Source organism: Actinoplanes sp. CA-015351 (genome assembly GCF_050955685.1).
Taxonomy (GTDB): Bacteria; Actinomycetota; Actinomycetes; order Mycobacteriales; family Micromonosporaceae; genus Actinoplanes.
The window spans coordinates 6,104,300-6,123,751 of the sequence record NZ_CP192102.1; the positions used below are offsets into that span (position 1 = coordinate 6,104,300).

At 68.4% G+C, this 19,452-nt stretch carries 12 protein-coding genes and 1 pseudogene; 7 read left to right on the forward strand and 6 right to left on the reverse strand.

The window, feature by feature from the left end; translation table 11 throughout:
* Positions 1-283 precede the first annotated feature (283 nt).
* Positions 284-6,628, forward strand: coding sequence for an RHS repeat-associated core domain-containing protein (locus ACQP2E_RS27905; protein ID WP_433825921.1), 6,345 nt, complete (start codon positions 284-286; stop codon positions 6,626-6,628).
* A gap of 30 nt (positions 6,629-6,658) precedes the next feature.
* On the forward strand, positions 6,659-7,381 hold the full coding sequence (locus ACQP2E_RS27910) for a hypothetical protein (RefSeq protein ID WP_433825922.1): 723 nt from the start codon (positions 6,659-6,661) through the stop codon (positions 7,379-7,381).
* Positions 7,382-7,561: 180 nt separating this feature from the next.
* Here the strand turns inward: ACQP2E_RS27910 and ACQP2E_RS27915 are convergent, their stop codons facing one another.
* From ACQP2E_RS27915 to ACQP2E_RS27935, 5 genes and pseudogenes are all read right to left on the reverse strand, one after another.
* Positions 7,562-8,356 carry an SGNH/GDSL hydrolase family protein gene (locus tag ACQP2E_RS27915; RefSeq protein WP_433825923.1) on the reverse strand — a complete coding sequence of 265 codons (795 nt, stop codon included), beginning with the start codon at positions 8,354-8,356 and terminating at the stop codon, positions 7,562-7,564.
* A 66-nt stretch (positions 8,357-8,422) separates the two neighbouring features.
* Entirely contained in the window at positions 8,423-8,980 is a 558-nt protein-coding gene (locus ACQP2E_RS27920; protein WP_433825924.1) for an alpha/beta hydrolase, read from the reverse strand.
* A 525-nt stretch (positions 8,981-9,505) separates the two neighbouring features.
* Positions 9,506-10,000 (reverse strand): hypothetical protein, encoded by a 495-nt coding sequence (locus ACQP2E_RS27925; RefSeq protein WP_433825925.1) that lies wholly within the window; start codon positions 9,998-10,000, stop codon positions 9,506-9,508.
* 141 nt (positions 10,001-10,141) lie between these two features.
* Positions 10,142-10,267: a hypothetical protein gene (locus ACQP2E_RS27930; protein ID WP_433825926.1), complete on the reverse strand. Its 126-nt coding sequence runs from the start codon at positions 10,265-10,267 to the stop codon at positions 10,142-10,144.
* A 469-nt stretch (positions 10,268-10,736) separates the two neighbouring features.
* A pseudogene (locus ACQP2E_RS27935) lies at positions 10,737-10,889 on the reverse strand (ABC transporter ATP-binding protein); the annotation flags it as partial.
* 352 nt (positions 10,890-11,241) lie between these two features.
* Here ACQP2E_RS27935 and ACQP2E_RS27940 point away from each other — a divergent pair.
* The 3 genes from ACQP2E_RS27940 to ACQP2E_RS27950 all read left to right on the forward strand — a co-directional run bounded on the left by ACQP2E_RS27940 (position 11,242) and on the right by ACQP2E_RS27950 (position 14,809).
* Positions 11,242-12,714, forward strand: a complete 1,473-nt coding sequence (locus ACQP2E_RS27940; protein ID WP_433825927.1) for an MDR family MFS transporter — start codon at positions 11,242-11,244, stop codon at positions 12,712-12,714.
* Between the two features lie 75 nt (positions 12,715-12,789).
* Entirely contained in the window at positions 12,790-14,052 is a 1,263-nt protein-coding gene (locus tag ACQP2E_RS27945; RefSeq protein ID WP_433825928.1) for an amidohydrolase family protein, read from the forward strand.
* Positions 14,053-14,095: 43 nt separating this feature from the next.
* On the forward strand, positions 14,096-14,809 hold the full coding sequence (locus ACQP2E_RS27950) for a TetR/AcrR family transcriptional regulator (protein ID WP_433825929.1): 714 nt from the start codon (positions 14,096-14,098) through the stop codon (positions 14,807-14,809).
* A 16-nt stretch (positions 14,810-14,825) separates the two neighbouring features.
* On the opposite strand, the gene ACQP2E_RS27955 is transcribed toward ACQP2E_RS27950, so the two are convergent.
* The gene (locus ACQP2E_RS27955) at positions 14,826-15,767 is read right to left on the reverse strand and encodes a DMT family transporter (RefSeq protein ID WP_433825930.1); all 942 of its coding nucleotides are present in this window, start codon (positions 15,765-15,767) and stop codon (positions 14,826-14,828) included.
* A 988-nt stretch (positions 15,768-16,755) separates the two neighbouring features.
* Here ACQP2E_RS27955 and ACQP2E_RS27960 point away from each other — a divergent pair.
* Positions 16,756-18,099 carry a hypothetical protein gene (locus tag ACQP2E_RS27960; protein ID WP_433825931.1) on the forward strand — a complete coding sequence of 448 codons (1,344 nt, stop codon included), beginning with the start codon at positions 16,756-16,758 and terminating at the stop codon, positions 18,097-18,099.
* A complete protein-coding gene (locus ACQP2E_RS27965; RefSeq protein WP_433825932.1) occupies positions 18,096-19,205 on the forward strand; it encodes a class I SAM-dependent methyltransferase in 1,110 nt (369 codons plus the stop codon). Before ACQP2E_RS27960 ends, ACQP2E_RS27965 begins: the two co-directional genes overlap by 4 nt.
* The last annotated feature ends 247 nt before the right edge of the window (positions 19,206-19,452 follow it).

The following is a 19,452-nucleotide window of genomic DNA, read 5'->3' on the forward strand; positions in this document are numbered from 1 at the left end:
ATCTACAGTCCACGATCAATGAAGATCGTTACTCGGGGGAGACGATGATGGACGCTGCGATCACGTCGTGTCGCCGACCGGCGGCGGCGCCCGTCTGATCGGTCCGCGGCATGAGGACCACCGCGTCCTCCCTGTTCCGCGCCGACCGGCAGACCGCACCCGTCCCGGCCTCATCCGGCGCATCGCCCCGTTCCGGCCATCGATGCGATGACGCCGAGCCACTGATGCGACCAGCCCTCCGGCTTCGATCGACCGTCCTGACACCTCATCGAAGGAGCCCTGGGTGAGCTCGCCCTCGTCTGCCGACCTGCCCCCGCCACGCAGATCACTGCTCACACCGCGGACGCTCATCGCCGCGGCCCTCACCGTCACTCTGCTGGCCGGTCTCGGCAACGCGCCGGCGGCCGCGGCGGCGGAGCCGAAGCCGTACTCCCCGCAGGCCGCGAAGGCGGTACCCGACGTACCGGTCAAGGCCGCCGAGATCACGCCCGCGCCGCCGGCCAAGCCGGTGCCGGCCGCGGCGGCGCGTCCCGCGCCGGTCTGGCCGGCCGCCGCGGCGGAGGTCCTTCAGGTGCAGGGCGAGGCCGCGACAGTTCCGGTACGAGTAGAGGCGCCCACCGCGGCCGCGGCTGCCCGTTCGGCACAGGCGGCGCCGTCCCGGGTCCGCGCGGAGGTCCTCGACCGTAAGGCCACCGAGCGCGCCGGAGTCCGCGGCGTGCTGCTGCGCCTCGACCGTGCCGACGGTGTCACGACCACCGGGAAGACCCGGGTCACCGTCGACTATCAGAAGTTCGCCACCGCATACGGCGCCGACTGGTCGAGCCGCCTGCGCCTGGTGACCCTGCCCGCGTGTGCGCTGACCACCCCGGCGAAGGCGGAGTGCACCGCCACCACGCTGGCCTCCGAGAACAACCCGGAGGCCCGGACCGTCTCGGCCGAGGTCGCGGTCTCCGGCGTCTCGACGCTGGTCGCCGCCACCGCGGCCGCGTCCGGCCCGTCCGGCGACTACAAGGCCAGCACGCTGAACCCGTCGTCGAAGTGGTCGGCCGGCGGCAACTCGGGCGACTTCACCTGGAACCACCCGATGCGGGTGCCGCCGTCGCTGGGCGGCCCGACCCCGCAGGTCGGCCTCTCCTACTCGGCGCAGTCGGTCGACGGCCGCCACGCCGCGAGCAACAGCCAGCCGTCCTGGACCGGCGAGGGCTTCGAAGCCACCGCGAGCGGCTTCGTCGAGCGCCGCTACGTGTCCTGCGCCCAGGACATGAACGGGTCGGCCAACAACGACAAGAAGACCGGCGACCTGTGCTGGGAGACCGACAACGCGGTGCTCTCCCTCGCTGGGCACTCCGGTGAGCTGCTTTACAACGCCACCGAGAAGCGCTGGCACCTGCGCGGTGACGACGGCACCAGGATCGAGCGCAAGACCGGCGCCACGAACGGCGACAACGACGGTGAACACTGGGTGGTCACCACCACCGAGGGCATCCAGTACTGGTTCGGCCTGAACCGGCTGCCCGGCTGGACCACCGGCAAGGCGCTGACGAATTCCACGCTGACCGCGCCGGTGTTCGGCAACGACCCGAGCGAGCCGTGTCACGCTACGGAGTTCGCGGACTCGGACTGTGTTCAAGGTTGGCGGTGGAACCTTGACTACGTGGTCGACCCGTCCGGCAACTCGATGTCCTTCTGGTACCAGAAGGAGACCAACAAATACAGCCGGAACATGAAGGCCGACGACGCCGCGAACTACGACCGCGAGTCATGGCTGGAGCGCATCGACTACGGCACCCGCCGGATCAGCGGCGTCGACTCGGTGCACAACACTCTCGCCCCGATGCGGGTTGACTTCGCGGCCGCCGACCGGTGTCTGAGCGAGTGCGACACGCACAACGCCACCCGCTGGCCGGACGTGCCGTGGGACCAGTCCTGCACCGGCGACACGTGCGACGACGAGGACGTCTCGCCCACGTTCTGGACCACCAAGCGGCTGTCCTCAGTGACCACGCAGGTCCGCAGCGGCACCGGTTACCGCAACGTGGACCGGTGGACCCTCACCCACACCTTCCCTGACCCGGGCGACGGCACCCGCGCCGGCCTATGGCTATCCAAGATCAGCCACACCGGGCTCGTCGGCGGCAGCATCACCGAGCCGGACATCGAGTTCACTCCGATCCAGATGCCGAACCGGGTCGACAAGACCGGCGACTTCGCACTCGCCATGAATTGGATGCGCGTCTCCCGGATCCGTAACGAGTACGGCGGCTCGACCAGCGTCGTCTACTCCGAGCAGGACTGCACGGCGGACGGGACCAAGCCGAGCCCGGCGTCCAACACCACCCGCTGTTACCCGGTCAGGTGGGTCCCGGACGGCTACGAGGAGCCGGTCACCGACTGGTTCAACAAGTACGTCGTCACCACGATCTACGAGAACGACAACACAGGTGGCGCGCCGCCGATGGGCAGCCCGCGGGTGGTCTACTCGTACACCTACTACGACGGCGCCGCGTGGCACTACACCGACGACGACGGTCTGACCAAGAAGAAGTTCAAGACCTGGTCGGACTACCGCGGCTACGGCCGGGTCGGGGTCACCATGGGCGACGCCGGCGAGCAGACCTACTCCGAGACCCGCTACTTCCGCGGCATGAACGGCGACCGGCTGGGCGCTGACGGCGGCACCAAGTCGGTGACCGTGGACGGCGTTGCCGACGAGGACTGGTTCGCCGGGCAGACCCGCGAGACCAAGGTCCTCAACGGGCCCGGCGGCGCTGTGGTGTCCCGCGTGGTGAACACCCCGTGGGCGTCCGCGCCGACCGCGACCCGCACTCTCAACGACGACACGGTGACCGCCCGATTCGTCGGCATCGGCACCACCACGAACCACGTCGTGCGCGACGGCGGCCGCGGCGAGCGGGTCACCAAGAAGGTCACCACCTTCGACACGTACGGCATGGCGGCCCAGGTCGAGGACCTCGGTGAGGACGGCGTCGACGGCGACGAGCAGTGCACCAAGCTCGACTACACCCCGCGCAACACCACCGCGTGGATCCTCAACCAGGTCCACCGGACCCAGAAGTACGCGGTCACGTGCGCCGCCAGCACCGGAACGCTCACCGAGGCACAGGTGATCGGGGAGACCCGCATCTCCTTCGACGGCCAGGCGTTCGAGGCGACACCGACCAAGGGCCTGTCGACGCAGGTGCAGACGATGTCCGCGTGGAACAGCGGCTCGCCGGCGTTCGCTGTGACCGGCAAGACCGGCTACGACGTCCACGGGCGGATCACCTCGGTCACGGACGCCCTCGGCGCCGTCACGAAGACGGCGTTCACCCCGGCCACGGACGGCCCCGTCACGGCGACGCTGGCCACCAACCCGCTGCTGTACGAGACGGCGACCACGATCGAGCCGGCCTGGGGAACGACGACCGCGACCGTCGACCCGGACGGCAAGCGCGTCGAGACCGGGTACGACGCGCTGGGCAGGCTCACCGGCGTGTGGAAGCCGGGCCGGGTGAAGGGCACCAGCTCGGCGAACCTGACTTTCGGCTACGACATCAACGTCACCACCCCGTCGGTGGTCTCCACCTCGACGCTGAACGCCAAGGGCACGTACAACACCAGCTACACGCTCTACGACGGCCTGCTGCGACAGCGGCAGACCCAGTCGCCGTCACCGACCGACGGCCGGATCATCACTGAGACCTTCTACGACAGCGCCGGGCGGTCGCGGCTGAGCTTCGGCTCCTACCACGCCACCGGCAGTCCCGGCGGGACGCTGCTGGCCACCACGGATCGGGCGTTCGTGCCGAACCAGACCCGTACCGTCTACGACGGAGCCGGCCGGGTCGTGGCGAGCGTCTTCCAGCCGTACGGCTTCGAGCGCTGGCGTACCACCACCGCGTACGGCGGCGACCGCACCGACGTCACCCCGCCCAGCGGCGGCACCGCGACCTCCGCCGTCACCGACGCCCGTGGCCGCACCGTGCAGCTTCGCCAGTACTCCGGAGCGGCGCCGACGCCGTTCACGGCCGGCAGCTGGGACGCCACGACGTACCAGTACGACGGGCGCGGCTACCAGACGGCGGTCATCGACACGCTGGGCAACGACTGGATCTACAAGTACGACGCCCGCGGCCGGCAGATCGAAACCGACGACCCGGACCGCGGCAAGACCACCTACACGCACGACAACGCCGGCAACATCCTGACCGTCACCGACGCGCGCGGCAAGAAGATCGCCTACCTGTACGACTCGCTGGGCCGCAAGCGCGCCGCCTACGACAACGAGGTCGGCGGCTTCATGCGCGCCCAGTGGATCTACGACACGGTGGTGAAGGGCCAGCTGTCCCAGTCGACGCGGTTCGTCGGCTCGGCCGCCTACCAGGTCAAGATCCTCGACTACAACAGCGAGAACCTGCCCGGCAACACCCAGATCATCATTCCGACCAGCGAGACCGGTCTGGGTGGCACGTACAACTTCAACAACACCTACAACGTCGACGGCTCGATCAAGTCGACGAGCGTCCCGGGCACCAATACCGACCTGCAGCCCGAGACGCTCACCTACGGCTACGACAGCCTCGGCCTGCCAACCACCGTCGACAGCCTCTACGGCAGCACCAACCAGCCCTACGTAACCGGCACCGACTACAACGCCCTCGGTCAGCTCGACCAGGTCAAGCTCTACACCGGCACCGGTGAGGGCAACCGGGTCTACACCAAGTACACCCGAGAGCTGGAGACCGGCCGGGTCACCGGCATCCGCACCGACCGTGACTCGGTCGCGCCCTACATCCAGGCCGACACCACGTACACCTACGACGATGCCGGCAACATCGTCAAGGTCGACGATGCCGCGCCGGCGAACGACGACACCCAGTGCTTCACCTACGACCACCTCCGCCGGCTGACCCAGGCCTGGACCCCGGCCGCCGGAGACTGTGCCGCAGCGCCATCGGTACCGGCGCTCGGCGGGCCCGCGCCGTACTGGCAGAGCTGGGGCTTCGACAAGATCGGCAACCGTACGCAGGAGGCCGTGCACTCGGCATCCGGCAACGCCACCACCAACTACGCCTATCCGGCCTCCGGCGCCACCGCCGTACGCCCGCACGCGGCCACCGGCACCTCCGGCGCGCGCACCGGCACCTACACCTACGACGCCACCGGCAACACCCTGACCCGGCCCACCGCCTCAGCCGGCACTCAGACGCTGACGTGGGACGCAGAGGGTCACCTCGAGACGGCTGCCGACAGCACCGGGCAGACCAGCTACATCTACGACGCCGACGGCAAACGGCTCGTCCAGCGTGACCCACAAGGCCGCACCCTCTACCTGCCGGGACAGGAGATCCGGTACCGCAACGACACCGCGGCAACGTCGTGCACCCGCTACTACACCCACGCAGGCGGCACGATCGGTTCGCGCCGCAGCTCCGGCGTCACCTGGTTGTCGCCGGACCACCAGGGCACCGCGTCCATCGCCATCAGCGCGACGAACCAGCAGTCGACGGTACGCCGGCAGACCCCGTACGGAACGCCGCGCGGCACCACCGCCGGCGCATGGCCCAACAACCGGGGCTTCGTCGGCGGCGTCACCGACAACACCGGGCTGACCCACCTCGGCGCCCGCGAGTACGACCCGGGCCTCGGCAAGTTCGTCTCCGTCGACCCGGTCCAGGATCTGTCGGACCCGCAACAGTGGAACGGCTACTCCTACGGCAACAACAGTCCGATCACCCTCAGCGACCCCACCGGCCTGAGCCCGATGCCGGACATGCTGCCCGGCTACGACGGCGACGGCAGCGACAGCGGCGGGGGCGGCATCCCGTGCCCGCAGTGTGACGGGACGTACGGCGACGGCGAGAACAGCGGCGACGGCGGCGGCGACAACAACAACAACGGCGGGGGCGGGACCACCCCCTCGCCCAGCCCGTCGCCGGGAGGCGGCACGTCCAGCGGCGGGACCACCCCGGTCGTGAGGCCATCACCCTCACCCAACCCCAACGAGAACCCCGCGAAGCTGGCGGACAAGTCCCGGCGTTTCGCCGAGATGTGCTCGCAGGCGCTGTTCGCGGAGCTGTGTGCGGACTGGGAGAAGCGCGGGTACGCGGAGGCGGTCAGCTGGCTTCCCTGGGTCGGCCCGGTCGCGGACGGTTACCTCGTCTACGACGCCGCAAAGCACGGCGACTACTGGGGCGCGGGCATCGGCGCCGGGCTTGCGATCATCCCGGGTCCGGGATCCAATTTCGCTAAACCGCTGAAGAACATTCCGCTCAAGAAGGACCTGAGCAATGTCCACGTCGTCAAGGAATGGGATCAGACGATGTGGAACAGGTATCTCGGCAACGCCTATCGGGACCACGTCGCCGAATACTTCCTGTCCAAGGGATTCAAGGTGGTGACCGATGCGGTCGACCCAGCGGCCGTCACCTTCAAGCTGCCGAAAGGCAAGAGCCGCATCTTCGACATCCGGGTGACCGACAAGCACGGTAACCACACCTACATCGAAACGAAGTCGGGGAACGCCGGGGAGGATCCGGTGCAGAACGCGAAGGACCAGTACCTCAAGAAGAAGTACGGGATCACGATCAACTATGTTTACGATGACCTGCCCAATGTCATGTACTGACGCGGCGTACCCGAGGCGAAGGACGGTGGCGTGAGCGTGGAGAGCGACCTTCTCAGCGAGGACGAGGACACATTTGAGGCGGCGCTCGTCGCGGCGGTCGCCTCAGGGGCTTCCGGGGAGCGCAAGCTGCTCGATGCCCTCGGCGCCGCGCAGGACGAGAACCACGCCGCGGGTATCGTCTCGGCGCTCGGGGAGGTCGACGGGCCGGACGGGCCCGCGGTGCTGCGGGAGATCATCGCGCAGCCGGCCGACCCGCTCGAGGTGCGTACCACCGCCCTGGTGGCACTCACCAAACGGGAGGGAGTCGCGGCATCCGGCGTCTTGCTGGGCTGCCTCACCGACGGCGATCCGCACATGCCGGGGTACGCCCTGATGGGCCTCGCGAGCGTCGGCGACGACCGCGCCCGCGGTGAGGTCCTGGGGTGGCTCCGGCACACGTTGGAGGGCCGGCCGGCCAACCCGGAGCACGATTTCGACGACCGTACCCTGGTCGCCCAGTCCGACATCGTCGCCGCGGTCTCCTATCTGGCCCGCCACTCCGCGGCCAGCTGGGAGAAGCAGGAGCCCGTGGTGCGGTTGCTGCGTTCGCGCTGGGACCGTCTCCGAGGCGCCGAGCAGCGCTGGCTGACCGTCAACTGGTCAGCATGCGATCCCGCGCACCCGGAGACCGTCACGGCGCTGGACCCGACCTGGTTCGCCGACTGGATCAGCGAGCCGCTGTTCGAGGTTCTCTATGCGGAGGACGCCGAATAGGACCAGCACACGGCGAGCCTGGAGTCCTCGTGGCTCCGGGCTCGCCGTATAGGGGTAGTCCCTCCAAGTCCCGGTAGGCACGCTTGACCATCCGGGCGCTCGGTCGTGCGGCCCGCACCCTGCCGACGTGCGGTAGATCAGGCCGAGCAGCCACCGGTAGTTGTAGACGGTGCGTGCCGGCTACCGCGCGCTGCGGGTTTGCGGGATGACGCCTTCGGCGCGTAGCGCGGCCAGTAGTGGTGGCAGGCTGACAGCGGCGGCTCGTGCGTACCCTTCCGGCGAGGGGTGGAAGCGGTCTGCGCCGAACATGCGGACCGGGTCGGCCTCGAAGTAGGGGTTGAGCAGTTCGGCCAGGGGGATCGGGTGGCCGCCGGCAGCCTCGACCGCGGCTGTTTGCGCGGCTGCCAGCCGTTGGCTGCGCTGGGCGGCCAGCCAGCGCAACGGTGGTCGTAGCGGTGGTAGGACCTTGAGGTTGGGGCAGGTCCCGACGATGACGTGGCAGCCGGCGACGCGGAGTTGCGCGACCGCGTCGCCGAGATGCTGTGCCGCCGTCCTGAGCGGCGCGAACCGGGTGACGTCGTTGCCCCCGATGAAAATGATCGCGACGTCCGGCGCCTGACTCAGTGCGGCGTACACCTGGTGTGGCAGATCTGATGACATGGCGCCGACGAAGGCCGGCCGGTGCAGTCGTACGGGCCGCCGGGCACGGCGGGCGAGGGCGGTACCCAGCAGGACGCCCAAGGTCTCCCGCGGTTTGGAGGCTCCGTAGCCGGCCGCGAAGGAATCGCCGAGGATCGTCATGGTCAGCGGTGGGCCGGGAAACCGCGGGCCGATCACGCCCTCGGCCCGCGGTGGCGGCTGCATCGCGACGGGAATGATGCGTTGCATCCGGCGTGCCTGCCCGGCGATGATCGCGATCGTGCCGGCTGCCACGGCAGCCACCGCACCGAGCACCGCGCCGAGAAGTCCGGTCATCGACGAAGGCTCTGAATGATCGCCGAGCCCGACTCCTCTCTCCGGCTATCGGGTTCTGGGCTCACCTCACCGAGCCGTCGCAGCGCGGACGATCAGGTCTGCTACCGGCTCGGGGTGGGAGACCCCGACAGCATGGGACGCTTTGCGGATCTCCACGGTTTCCACCGGATCGAGAGTCGCGCCGAGGGTGCTTCCGGGGAACGTGTTTGACAGCTCCAGTGCGCTTTCGCCCCGGTCGGGTGCGAAGGCCGCGATGTAGACGAGCGCTGTGACGTCCGGGTCGCCGGCGGCGGCGTCTGTCATCACCGCGCCTCCGTACGAGTGGCCGGCGAGCACGATCGGGCCGGAGATGGAGTTGATGACGGTCCGGAGGTAGCCGGCGTCGGAGCTGAGTCCTCGCAACGGGTTGGCGGCGGCAACGACCGGGTAGCCGCGCCGCTGGAGTCGCTCGATCACACCGGTACCACTCGCGGCGTCGGCGAACGCGCCATGCACCAGAACGACGGTCGGCATGGGCTCGGCATGTGCGCCGGCCACCGCGGCGGATGCGCCGGACACGGCGGTGGCGCCGGCCAGAGCGACGGTGACGGCGAGGACAGCCGCCTGGGAAGTGCGGAATCGCATGGATTTTCTCTCTTCGAGTTCAGTGATACGGCGGTTGCGAGGTATCAGCCGATCGACGTGGCAGCCCGGATGATGAACTCGGCCACGGCGGCGGGTTGCGAGGCGGGGATCGCGTGCGACGCCCGGGCAGCTCCACGCCGCGTCGATGCCGACCAGAGCATCCACCGCGGCCAGGGCGTTCAGTGCGGCGGTGCGTGCCAGGTCGGCCGCCTGTGCGACGTCGACGCAATGCCGTCGCATCATCGGCCGGCAACTGCATGAGGTTGAATCGATGAACGCCTTCCAGCCCGGCAAGCAGCCGGCGACTGGTGATGACGGATCGTCACCACGCCGGCCGGCCCTAGCGGCGGCCAAGAAAGCCGGCTGGTCGACCGCGGGCAACGCCAGCGCCTGGACGGTACGCCGTTGCGGCGCCACGCTGCGTTCCCGTTCCATGTCGCTGATCGCGCGGGCGCTGACTCCCGGCCGCTCCCCCAGTTGTCCATCGTCAGCCCGGCCGCGTGCCGGTGTTCTCGCCGCGGGCAGTCAGCCGGCCGGAGTGGCGACGCCAGGGCTGGTGACGGTGACGACGCCGACCGGCTCGCCGTCGCGCACGAGGAGCGCCCTCGTCGGCGGCTTCGTGCCACCCGTTTCAGCGGCCCACGCGGTGATCGATTTCTGCGCCTCAGCGGGCAGTTCGATTCGTTTGTCGCTGCTGGTCACGGTGATGGTTCCCAGCCGCTCCCCGAGCGTGGCGCAGATGGCTGAGCCGGCCGACTCGACATACCAGGAATCGAAGTCGCACGGTGCCGACAGCCCGCCGAACCAACCGTCCTTCTGGCCGGTGGGTGCCGTTGTGGTCAGCTCATCCTCGATGAGGTGAACCTCGACCTCACTCGCACCGGTGGGTAGTCCGGCGGCCTTGGCCGGCCATCCCAGCCACAGCACGCACGCGGTGATCAGCACGGTGACGGCAACCGTCCCCCAGATCAGGGTGGGACTGAGCCGGAATGTCGCCGGGGCGTCAACGGGAGTGCTCATCGGGTGCTTCTTTCGGTCGATGCGGAGAATGTGGCCGATTCGTGTGCCTCGATCACGGGAACGACGTTACGGACGCGGAACGGTCCGGCCATCCGACCGCGGTGCCCATTCGCGGTGGTACCGCGGTACCGGTAACCGGGGTCAGACGAGACCGTGCGTGTGGGTCCAGATCACCGCTTGGACGCGGTCGCGGGCGCCGAGTTTGGCGAGGACCCGGCCGGTGATCCGAGGCGAAACGACCGCCTCTCCACCGGCGACCGTGCGCACCGCCGAGACGAGGTCGGCTGACGGGACGTCCTTGAGCAGGAAACCGCTGGCTCCGCCGCGGCCGTCACCAGCGCAGGCCCTCCTGTTCCTTCTCCCGGGCGAGCCGGGCCGCCGAGGCCACCACGGTGACGCCGTAGAAGAAGATGAAGGTGCCCAGGCCGTCGCGGCCGGACCGGTGCACGGTTTCGGCTCCCAGCACGGCGAGCGACCCGAGCGTGCCGGCCGTCGCCTCGTTCAACGAGCGGTTCGACGCCAGCGAGTACATCGCCACCGCGTACGCCGCCACCAGGGTTGAGCCGGTCAGGGCGTCGCCGGTGACCGTCACCGTCAGCACGAACCACGGCCATGATCGTTGCCAGATCAGCGACAGCGCCACCACCGCGTCGGCCGTCAGACTCCACCAGCCGGTCCGTCCGGGACCCCACAGCAGCACGTCGCTGCCGAGGCCCATCAGGAAACAGAACGCGGACCGCAGCAACGACCGGATCCAGATGATGCCGTCGGGATCCATGCCGTTCGCCGGCTCGTCGAGCAGCGCCGCCGGATCGAGCAGCAGCGCCACGGCCAGACCGAGTCGCTGCCGCATACCCAGCGAATAGTCGCGGACGCGCCGCCCGCTCGCGTCGCCGACCCGGACGCCGGCCGGGCAAGCCCCACCATCATGCGCATCGTCGTGGACTTGAGGCGAAAGGACAGGTTGTCGACTGCGGTGACGGCGCCGAACGTCTTGGTCAGTTCATGCCTCCCGCGCCATGATCAGGTCCGGGACTCGGCGGTGTCGGCCCGTTGCGGGGCCGATCTACGTCCCCTGCTCGCGGCGTAAGTCCCAGCGACCCCTCCCAGGGCCAGGCCCCATCCAGCGTGACCGGAACGCCAGCGCGACCGTGACGAACACGTTCGTTGCGAACTTGTTTTACATACTGTACGTTCCTAACGAACACGTTCGTTGGAACCGGTCGTCCTGAGGAGTTCCCATGTCTGCTGCCCCTGCTGCCCCTGCGGCGCCTGAGGGCGGGACCCCGCACATCCGTCTCGCCCTGCTCGGTGTGATGTTCGGTCTGCTGTTGTCGATGCTCGACGGGTTCATCGTCGGGACGGCGATGCCGACGATCGTCGGTGATCTAGGCGGGGCGTCGCTGTTGTCGTGGGTGGTCACCGCGTATGCGCTGACCACGGCGGTGTCGACGCCGATCTGGGCGAAGTTCGGGGATCTCTTCGGCCGTAAGCGGATGTTCCAGCTGTCCGTCGCGGTGTTCGTGGCGGCCAGCGTGCTGATCGCGGCGGCGCCGAGCATGGGACTGCTGATCGCCACCCGGGCGCTGCAGGGCATCGGTGCCGGCGGATTGGCGGTGGGCGCGTTCGCGGTCATCGGCGACCTTGTCCCACCGCGGGAGCGGGGCAAGTACCAGGGTCTGACCGCGATCGTGGTCGCGTCCGGCACGATCGGCGGTCCACTGGTCGGCGGTTTCATCACCGACACTCTGGGCTGGCGCTGGGCGTTCCTGATCAACCTGCCACTCGGTGCGCTCACCCTGGTCTGGGTCGCACTGGCACTCAAGCTGCCGGCGGTGCGCCGCCAGGCCCGTATCGACTGGGCCGGAGCCGGTCTGCTCAGCGTTGCGATCGCGGCCCTGGTACTGCTGACCACCTGGGGCGGATCGGAGTTCGCGTGGGTCTCGGCGGAGGGCCTCGGACTCGTCGCGATGAGCGCGCTGGCCGGTGCCGGCTTCGTGTGGCGGCAGCACCGCGCGCCAGAGCCGCTGCTCCCGCTGGGCGTGTTCGCCTCGCGTAGCTTCACGATGGCCTCGATCATCGCGTTCACCACCGGCGCGGTGATGTTCGCCAGCGTGCTCTACCTGCCCCTGTTCCAGCAGACCGTCCAGGGCGCCTCGGCGAGCACGTCCGGGCTGCTCCTGCTACCGATGATGATCCCGGTCGTGGTGGTGTCACAGATCGCCGGCCGGGTCATGACCCGGACCGGGAAGTACAAGATTTTCCCGGTCATCGGCGCTGCCTCGACACTCATCGGCGCGCTGCTGCTGACGACCATGACCGCGAGCACTCCGTCCTGGGTGACCGCCGTCTTCATGATTTTCATGGGCGTCGGGTCGGGCCTGACGCAGCAGATGACCACGACCATCGCGCAGAACAGCGTCGAGCAACGCGACATCGGCGCCGCCTCCGGCGTCGTCACGCTACTGCGGACCCTCGGCGGCTGCATCGCGGTTGCCGTGTTCGGCACCGTGTACACCGCGCACACCAACGGCCTGCCCGCCGCGGCGCTGGGCAACGGGGTCGCCGACAGCATTCAGATCATCTTCGCCACCGTCGCGGTCGTGGCCGCCTGCAGCCTGGCCGCCGCCCTCGCGATCAAGCAGCTGCCCCTGCGCGGCCGCCCGGCCACCCCGACGGCGCCCGCCCCCGTGCCGGTGGCCGCCACCCGATAGGCCCGGTCCACGACCCTCGAGCCCTGCGGCATCGACCACCAGCGTCATTCCACCCATTACGAAAGGTCAACCACCATGAAAACCGCAATCATCAACGTACGAATCTTCGACGGGACCGCGGTGCTCGATGCCACGACCGTGCTGCTGGACGGCGACCGGATCACCGCGGTGGGCAGTGAGCCGCCGGCGGACGCGACGATCGTGGACGCCACGGGCGCGACGCTGCTGCCCGGCTTGATCGACGCCCACGTGCACACCAACCCGGCGAACCTGGCCCTGGCGCTGCGGTTCGGAGTGACGACCGAGCTGGAGATGCAGGGCACCAACACCCGGCACAACCGGGCTCACCTCATCGAGAACGACACGGTCGCCGACGTACGCTCGTCCGGGTTCGGGATCACTCCGCCCGGTGGGCACCCCAGTGAGCTGTTCCCCAAGGATTTCCGTCCCGGCCCGCCGCCCGGTGCGACCCCGCCGCCGGGAGCACGCCCGGCCGGCCCGCCGCCGGTGATGCCGTTCTCCACCACACCGGAGGAAGCGGTGGCGTTCGTTCCGCAGCTGGTCGAGACCGGCTCCGACTACATCAAGTTCATGGTCGACGACGGCAGCGTCGAGGGCCACCCCGGACTGCCCATGCTGGACCAGGCGACTCTTGACGCGGGCGTCGCCGAGGCCAAGCGGCACGGCATGCTCACCGTCGCTCACACGCTGACCATCGACGCGACCCGGATGGCCATCGAGGCCGGGATCGGCGGCCTGGCACACCTGTTCATGGACCGGCCGCACACGGACGAGATCATCACCCTGGTCGCCGCTTCCGGAGCGTTCGTCGTGCCGTGCGTGGTCCTCAACGCCTCGATGATCGGCATCACCGGCGGCGAGCTGGCCGACGACCCCCGCGTGGCCTCCCGGCTGCCCGACGACTGGATGACGACCCTGCGTTCCAGCTTCGGCCATTACCCGCAGGGCAGCCTCACCGACGTGCTCGCCTCCGTGAAGGCCCTGCACGACGCCGGGGTCGACATCCTGGTCGGCACCGACGCGTCGGTGGCCCTGCCCTTCCTCGGCGGTCTGGCCCACGGCGCCAGCGTCCACCACGAGCTGCAATACCTCGTACAGGCCGGGCTCACTCCGGTCGAGGCCCTGCGCGCGGCCACCAGCGTCCCGGCCCACCGCTTCGGCCTCGACGACCGCGGCCGCATCGCGCCCGGCCTGCGCGCGGACCTGCTGCTCGTTGACGGCGACCCGACCACCCTCATCAGCGACACACTCAACACCCGGGCCGTCTGGCGCCGCGGCACCCGCGTCGCCCTTGACCGCATCACCACCGAGCGCTGAGCCAGCTGTTGTTGCGGACGAACGCGTTCGGTACGATCGCGTTATGAGCCCTCGTCGAGTTCCGGTCAGCCGGCGTGACCGGCCGGCCAAGCCGCCGCTGAGCCGCGCGGGTGCCGTCACCGTGGCACTGCAGATCATGAAGGAAGAGGGGCTGGAGCGGGTGACGATGCGGCGGCTGGCCGCTGAGCTCGACACCGGCCCGGCCTCGCTCTACGTCTATGTGCAGAACATGGCCGAGCTGCACGGCGCGATCCTCGACGAGCTGCTCGCCGGCCTCACCCTGCCCGATCCGGGTGGGGCAGGCGAGCGCTGGCGCGACGAGCTGATCGGGCTGCTCACCGGCTACACGCAGTTGCTGCTCGGCCAGCCCAGCCTGGCCCGGTCGGTCCTGGCGCTGCGTCCGTCCGGCCCGCGATACGTACGCCTGATCGACACGCTGCTCGGATTGCTGCACGCTGGCGGCGTGCCGGTCGCGCAGGCGGCCTGGGGTGTCGACCTGCTCCTGCAGCACGGCACCGCCACCGCCGCGGAGCAGGGGGTACGCAGCGAGACGGCCGAGGCGCAGACGGAGCAGGACGCGTTCGTCGAGGCATTGAACGACGCCGCCGACGGCGACTGCCGAAACATCGCCCGAGCCCGGTACGAGCTGTTCTCCGGCACCGGAGGCCAGCGCCTGGCCTGGATGTTCGACGCGATGATCGCCGGCATCTCCACCGTCGCCGCGCCGGAGCCGGAGCCGGAGCCCTCAGCGAACTAGCGGGATTCCGGCCACGTCATCCGCGGCTGACCTTCTCCGACTCCGCCGTCTCCGCGACCAGCGGCTCGGTGTCGGCGGCCGCCCTCTTGCGGGTCACGATGAAGACCACCGCCGCCACCACCATGCCGGCACCGACGAAGTCCTGCCAGCGCAGCTGCTCCCCGCCGACGAACACGCCGACGGCCACCGCCACCACCGGAGTGACGAAGGCGTAGGCCGACGTCCGGGTCGGTCCCCACTTGGCCAGCAGGTAGGTGTAAGCGGTGAAGCCGACCATCGAGCCGATCACGACGAGGTAGAGCCAGCTGCCGAAGGCCCGGGCGTTGGGCATCAGCCCGTCCTCGGCGAGCCGGCCGCCCTCCAGGACCAGCGAGACGGGCAGCAGGAGCAGACCGCCGATGAGGTTCTCGTAGGCCGACATCAACGGCGCCGGGTAACGGCTCAGCAGGCCGCCGCCGTACACCCCGGCCCAGTCGTAGATCAGCGTTCCGACGATGATCGCAACCGTTCCGGCGAGGACGCGGGTGTCCGCCTCGTAGCGGATCTGTGTGAGGATCAGCAGCGCGACTCCGGCCAGCCCCAGCAGCAGGCCGACGAGCTGCCGGCCGAGGACGCGCTCCTTGCCGAGCAGCACCGCGAAGGCGAAGAGACCGATCGGCACGAACCCCTGGACCAGCACGCCGGCCAGACCGGACTCGACGTACTGCTCGCCCCAGAAGATCAGGCCGAAGCAGATGCTGATCGCGCCGGCCGACATCACCACCAGCCGTCCCAGGTCGGGCCGGGAGATCCGGTGCCAGCCGCCGACGAACCGCGCGACCACCAGCAGCAGCAGGCCGGCGACCACGAACCGGCTCGATGCCAGCCAGAGCGGTGGTGTCTCCTGGACGCCGATCCGGATGGCCAGCCAGGTGCCACCCCATGCCAGGCAGAGGGCGACGAATGCGAGAGCAGGCAACGGTTCTCCCAAGTTGTAGAAGGGGCGGCGCAGGTGTGGCGCGAGAGCCGAACGAGACCGGTGGACTACGCGACATCATTCGAGCAGCTCAGCGCAACCACTTCTCCCATCAATACTATTGGATATGAGATTTACGCCTCGATCGCAATCAACAGGATAAGCATCTTTCACCCTCATGGCATTCGTCATGGAACCTATCGGCGACAGCCTTCAGGAACAACCTTGACAAGTGTTACGCGGGCGTAAATTTTGCCACTTGTTGATCTCGCTTTACATCCGCCCGCCAATCGCGCACTCGTTCAACCCGGGCAGCCTAGAGCACATTTCCGCAGCTCACGAACCGGTTAGCGACGGCGCGGTGAGCTACCTTTACTACTCTTTTTGCCTTTTCGTTTCGCCCGTTTTGTACTTAAAAGTAGGAGCTGGTTCGTCAGGTATCCGACTGGACGAGGCTTTTCATAGGAATGCGCCGGCCGCTCGCTCGCCCACTCGGCGCAACCCTGCCCGCCGGCCCGGTTGAAACCCAGGGCTAGCAGGCGATTCCCCGACCGAGAAGGAATCCTTCACTGACGAAGTAGATCGACCTTCATGCTTGTAACTCGTACCCTTGACCCGATTTGACACGGATAGTGGGATCTGATGGTCGACGACGATCAATGTGAGAAGCGCTAAAAAGCGGCCCTGGCGCATCGATGCAGTCACATGCAAGGATCGCTACCGTTGAATGGTCCCACGGGGGAGGGTCTGTCCATGGATTCCGTGCTGCGGTCCAGTGTGCGTCGTCGCTCAATGGGCGTTCCGGCAGTGGCGAAGCACGAATAACCGCAATCGGTTCCTATTTCCTGCCACTGACGCCGACCGTGTCCGCACATCGCGGATCGTGCCCGATCGGCGCCTTTCACGCTGTCCGTCCTGACGATTCTCGCTGTCCGCAGAATGGTCAGGAAGTGGAACAGCCGACCCTGGTTCACACGATTGAGGTGCCTACGTGACTGTGATCATCGATTCCCGAGGCGTTCCGCATCTTGTCGGCGAGCCGTCGGACGGGGAGCTCGTCGAGCGCGCGATCGTCCAACTGGTCTCCATGAAGCTGGACTACGAACGATGTGGTAGGTCCGATCCGTCCTCCGCCCCGGCGGCGCTCCGGCTCATGCTCGCCATCGACCTGCTCTGCTCCATGGAACGACCGCTCGCGGCGGAGGCCGCCGGCATCTGCGCCTCCATTTTGGAAAGCGGGCCCGCGGAGCCGCGGACCAGGGCGATACTGACCGCGATCCAGTCGTGGAGCACCGGCGATCTGGTCGGCGCCCGCAACGGCCTGCAGGCCGTCATCGACGAATACCCCGGCGACGCCGTGTCGGTGTTCGCCGCGCACATGCTGGACTTCTACATCGGCGACGCGGCGCACATGCTGTCGTCGATAGCCGGCGCCATCGAGTTTTTCGCCGCCGACGACCCGGTCATCGGGTACCTGCACGGGGTGTACGGGTTCTCGCTCGAGGAGAACGGCCAGATCGAGCCGGCTGTCGAACACTGCCGGATCGCCCTGGACCGTAACGCCGACGACGTCTACGCGATGCACGCGATGGTGCACTGCCTCTACGAGACGGGCCGGCACGACGAGGGAGCCCGCTACATCCAGGAGTACATGCGCAGCCGGGACAGCTCGACTCCGATGCGCATCCATATCTGGTGGCATTACGCCCTGTTCGAGCTCTACGCGGAGAACATCCGGGAAGTCCTGGCCTGCTATCGCATCGGCATCCGCCGGAAGGCCGCGCTGAGATCGGCCGAGGATTTGGACGCCGTGACGCTGCTCTGGCGTCTGGCGCTGATCAAGCCGTCGCTCGACCTCTCGGCCTACTGGGAGTCGCTCTTCCAGGACTGGCAGCCCTATCTCGACGAGAACTGGTACCTCTTCAACGACTTCCACGCGTACATCGCCTATTGCCAGGTCGGGGATCTCGGACGCGCCGATTCCCTGCTGGAGGCGGTCCAGGCACGCGGAGAAGGAAAGGACGTGCCGGAGGAGATCGTCGACATCTTCCTCGGTTTCCGGTCCTTCGCGACCGGCGATCACGCCGACGCCGCGACCCGGCTGGCCCGCGGTTACCACCGCTCGTTCCTGATGGGCGGCAGCAACGCTCAGCGCGACGTCATCGAGCTCACCGGGCTCGAGGCCGCCATCCGCTCGCAGAACTCCGAGCTCGCGGAGCAGTTCCGCGTGTCCGGCCGGATCCTCCGGCACCAGGGTCCGGTCCTCCAGAAATACCAGGACCGGCTAGCGGCTCTGCGCTCATCCGATCACCACGGCCAAGGGGTACCGAAGTGAGTCTCTACCAAGCAATTCTCGATGGCTCCGTACCGGACGGAATGCGACTGACCACGACCGAGCTGGCCGACCGGGACACCGTGTGGCAGTTGGAGGGCTCGTCCGGGTTCGCCGTGAAGGTGGCTCGGGGCCGGGTGGCGATCTTCATCTGCAAGAAGGTCGCCGTGCTGACACCGGACGTACTGAAGGCGTGCTGCGCCCCGTTCGGAGTCGGCGAGGCGGTGGAGTGCGACGAGTCGGAATACATCCTGGCGATCGGGCTTCTCGACGACACCGCGCTCACGGTTCTCAGCACGGAGAAGGACGAGGAGGGCGTGGCATCGGCGGTGGAGTTCTCCCCCACCTGCCAGGACGTGCGGACCATCGTCAGCAAGCTCGACGACTACTACTTCGGGTACGAGGACCGGTACCGGACCGTCTACGAGAACGGCGCGCAGCTGTGGGAGTCCGCGGAGCCGAATGCTTCTCTGCTGCAGATCATGCGGGACCGCCCGGACGTCTTCTCCGGCCGCATCATCGACCTCGGCTGCGGCGAGGGCCGCGATTCCCTCTATCTGTTGTCCCAGGGGTACGACGTCGTCTCGGTCGACGTGTCACACTCAGCGCTGGGCCGAGCCCGCCAGCGGGCCGCCGCAGCGAACCTGGACGCCTCCGGGTTCATGGAGCGCGACATCATCTACCTTCGCGGCTTCGACGAGAACGGTTTCGACCTCGCCATGAACATGGGCTGCCTGCACATGCTCATCGATGACGTCCAGCGGGCGCGGCACATCTCCCGGGTGTTCGACATCGTCCGCCCTGGCGGGCATTTCATCGTGGACCACTGCGCGAGCGAATGGGGCAAGGGTTTCTTCTCCATTCCGGAGTACGACAAGGTGGCCGCGGACCTCGTGCCGGGCCGGGTGATCCCGCGCAAGATCCGGGTCACCGGCGGTGAGAAGAACATCGACCTGGAGGTGCTGCCCTACTCCGAGCGGTCCGGTGACGCTCTGGTCGAGGAGATCAGCCGGTACGGCTTCACGCTCATCGACAGCACCTACACCAACACCGAGGCCTTCGGGTCATCGACGATGCTGCTGTTCCAGAAGCCGGCGACCACCTCCTGAAACTTCGACGGACGGGGGCCCCGGAGTTTCCCGGGGCCCACATCCGTCAGGCGAGCGGCGTGCTCACCGCGCACGCGCCGCCCTACCGAGTACAGCCTGTCCGGGGTTCCCACCAGAGTTCAGCGAACGAAACCGGCGCGATCAGGACCGCGGCGTCGGTCGCAGCACGCCGCACTGAGCGCGGATGTCGGCGTACCAGGTCCCGTCTAGAGCGAGGCGCCACATTCGCACTGACTGCCGTAGGTGT

Coding starts and splice junctions, on each gene's coding strand:
- ACQP2E_RS27915 (WP_433825923.1), bottom strand. CDS start 8,356: ATGACCGGACTTCTCGGCGCGGTGCTCGGTGCGGTGGCTGCCGTGGCA.
- ACQP2E_RS27920 (WP_433825924.1), bottom strand. CDS start 8,980: ATGCGATTCCGCACTTCCCAGGCGGCTGTCCTCGCCGTCACCGTCGCT.
- ACQP2E_RS27925 (WP_433825925.1), bottom strand. CDS start 10,000: ATGAGCACTCCCGTTGACGCCCCGGCGACATTCCGGCTCAGTCCCACC.
- ACQP2E_RS27940 (WP_433825927.1), top strand. CDS start 11,242: ATGTCTGCTGCCCCTGCTGCCCCTGCGGCGCCTGAGGGCGGGACCCCG.
- ACQP2E_RS27945 (WP_433825928.1), top strand. CDS start 12,790: ATGAAAACCGCAATCATCAACGTACGAATCTTCGACGGGACCGCGGTG.
- ACQP2E_RS27950 (WP_433825929.1), top strand. CDS start 14,096: ATGAGCCCTCGTCGAGTTCCGGTCAGCCGGCGTGACCGGCCGGCCAAG.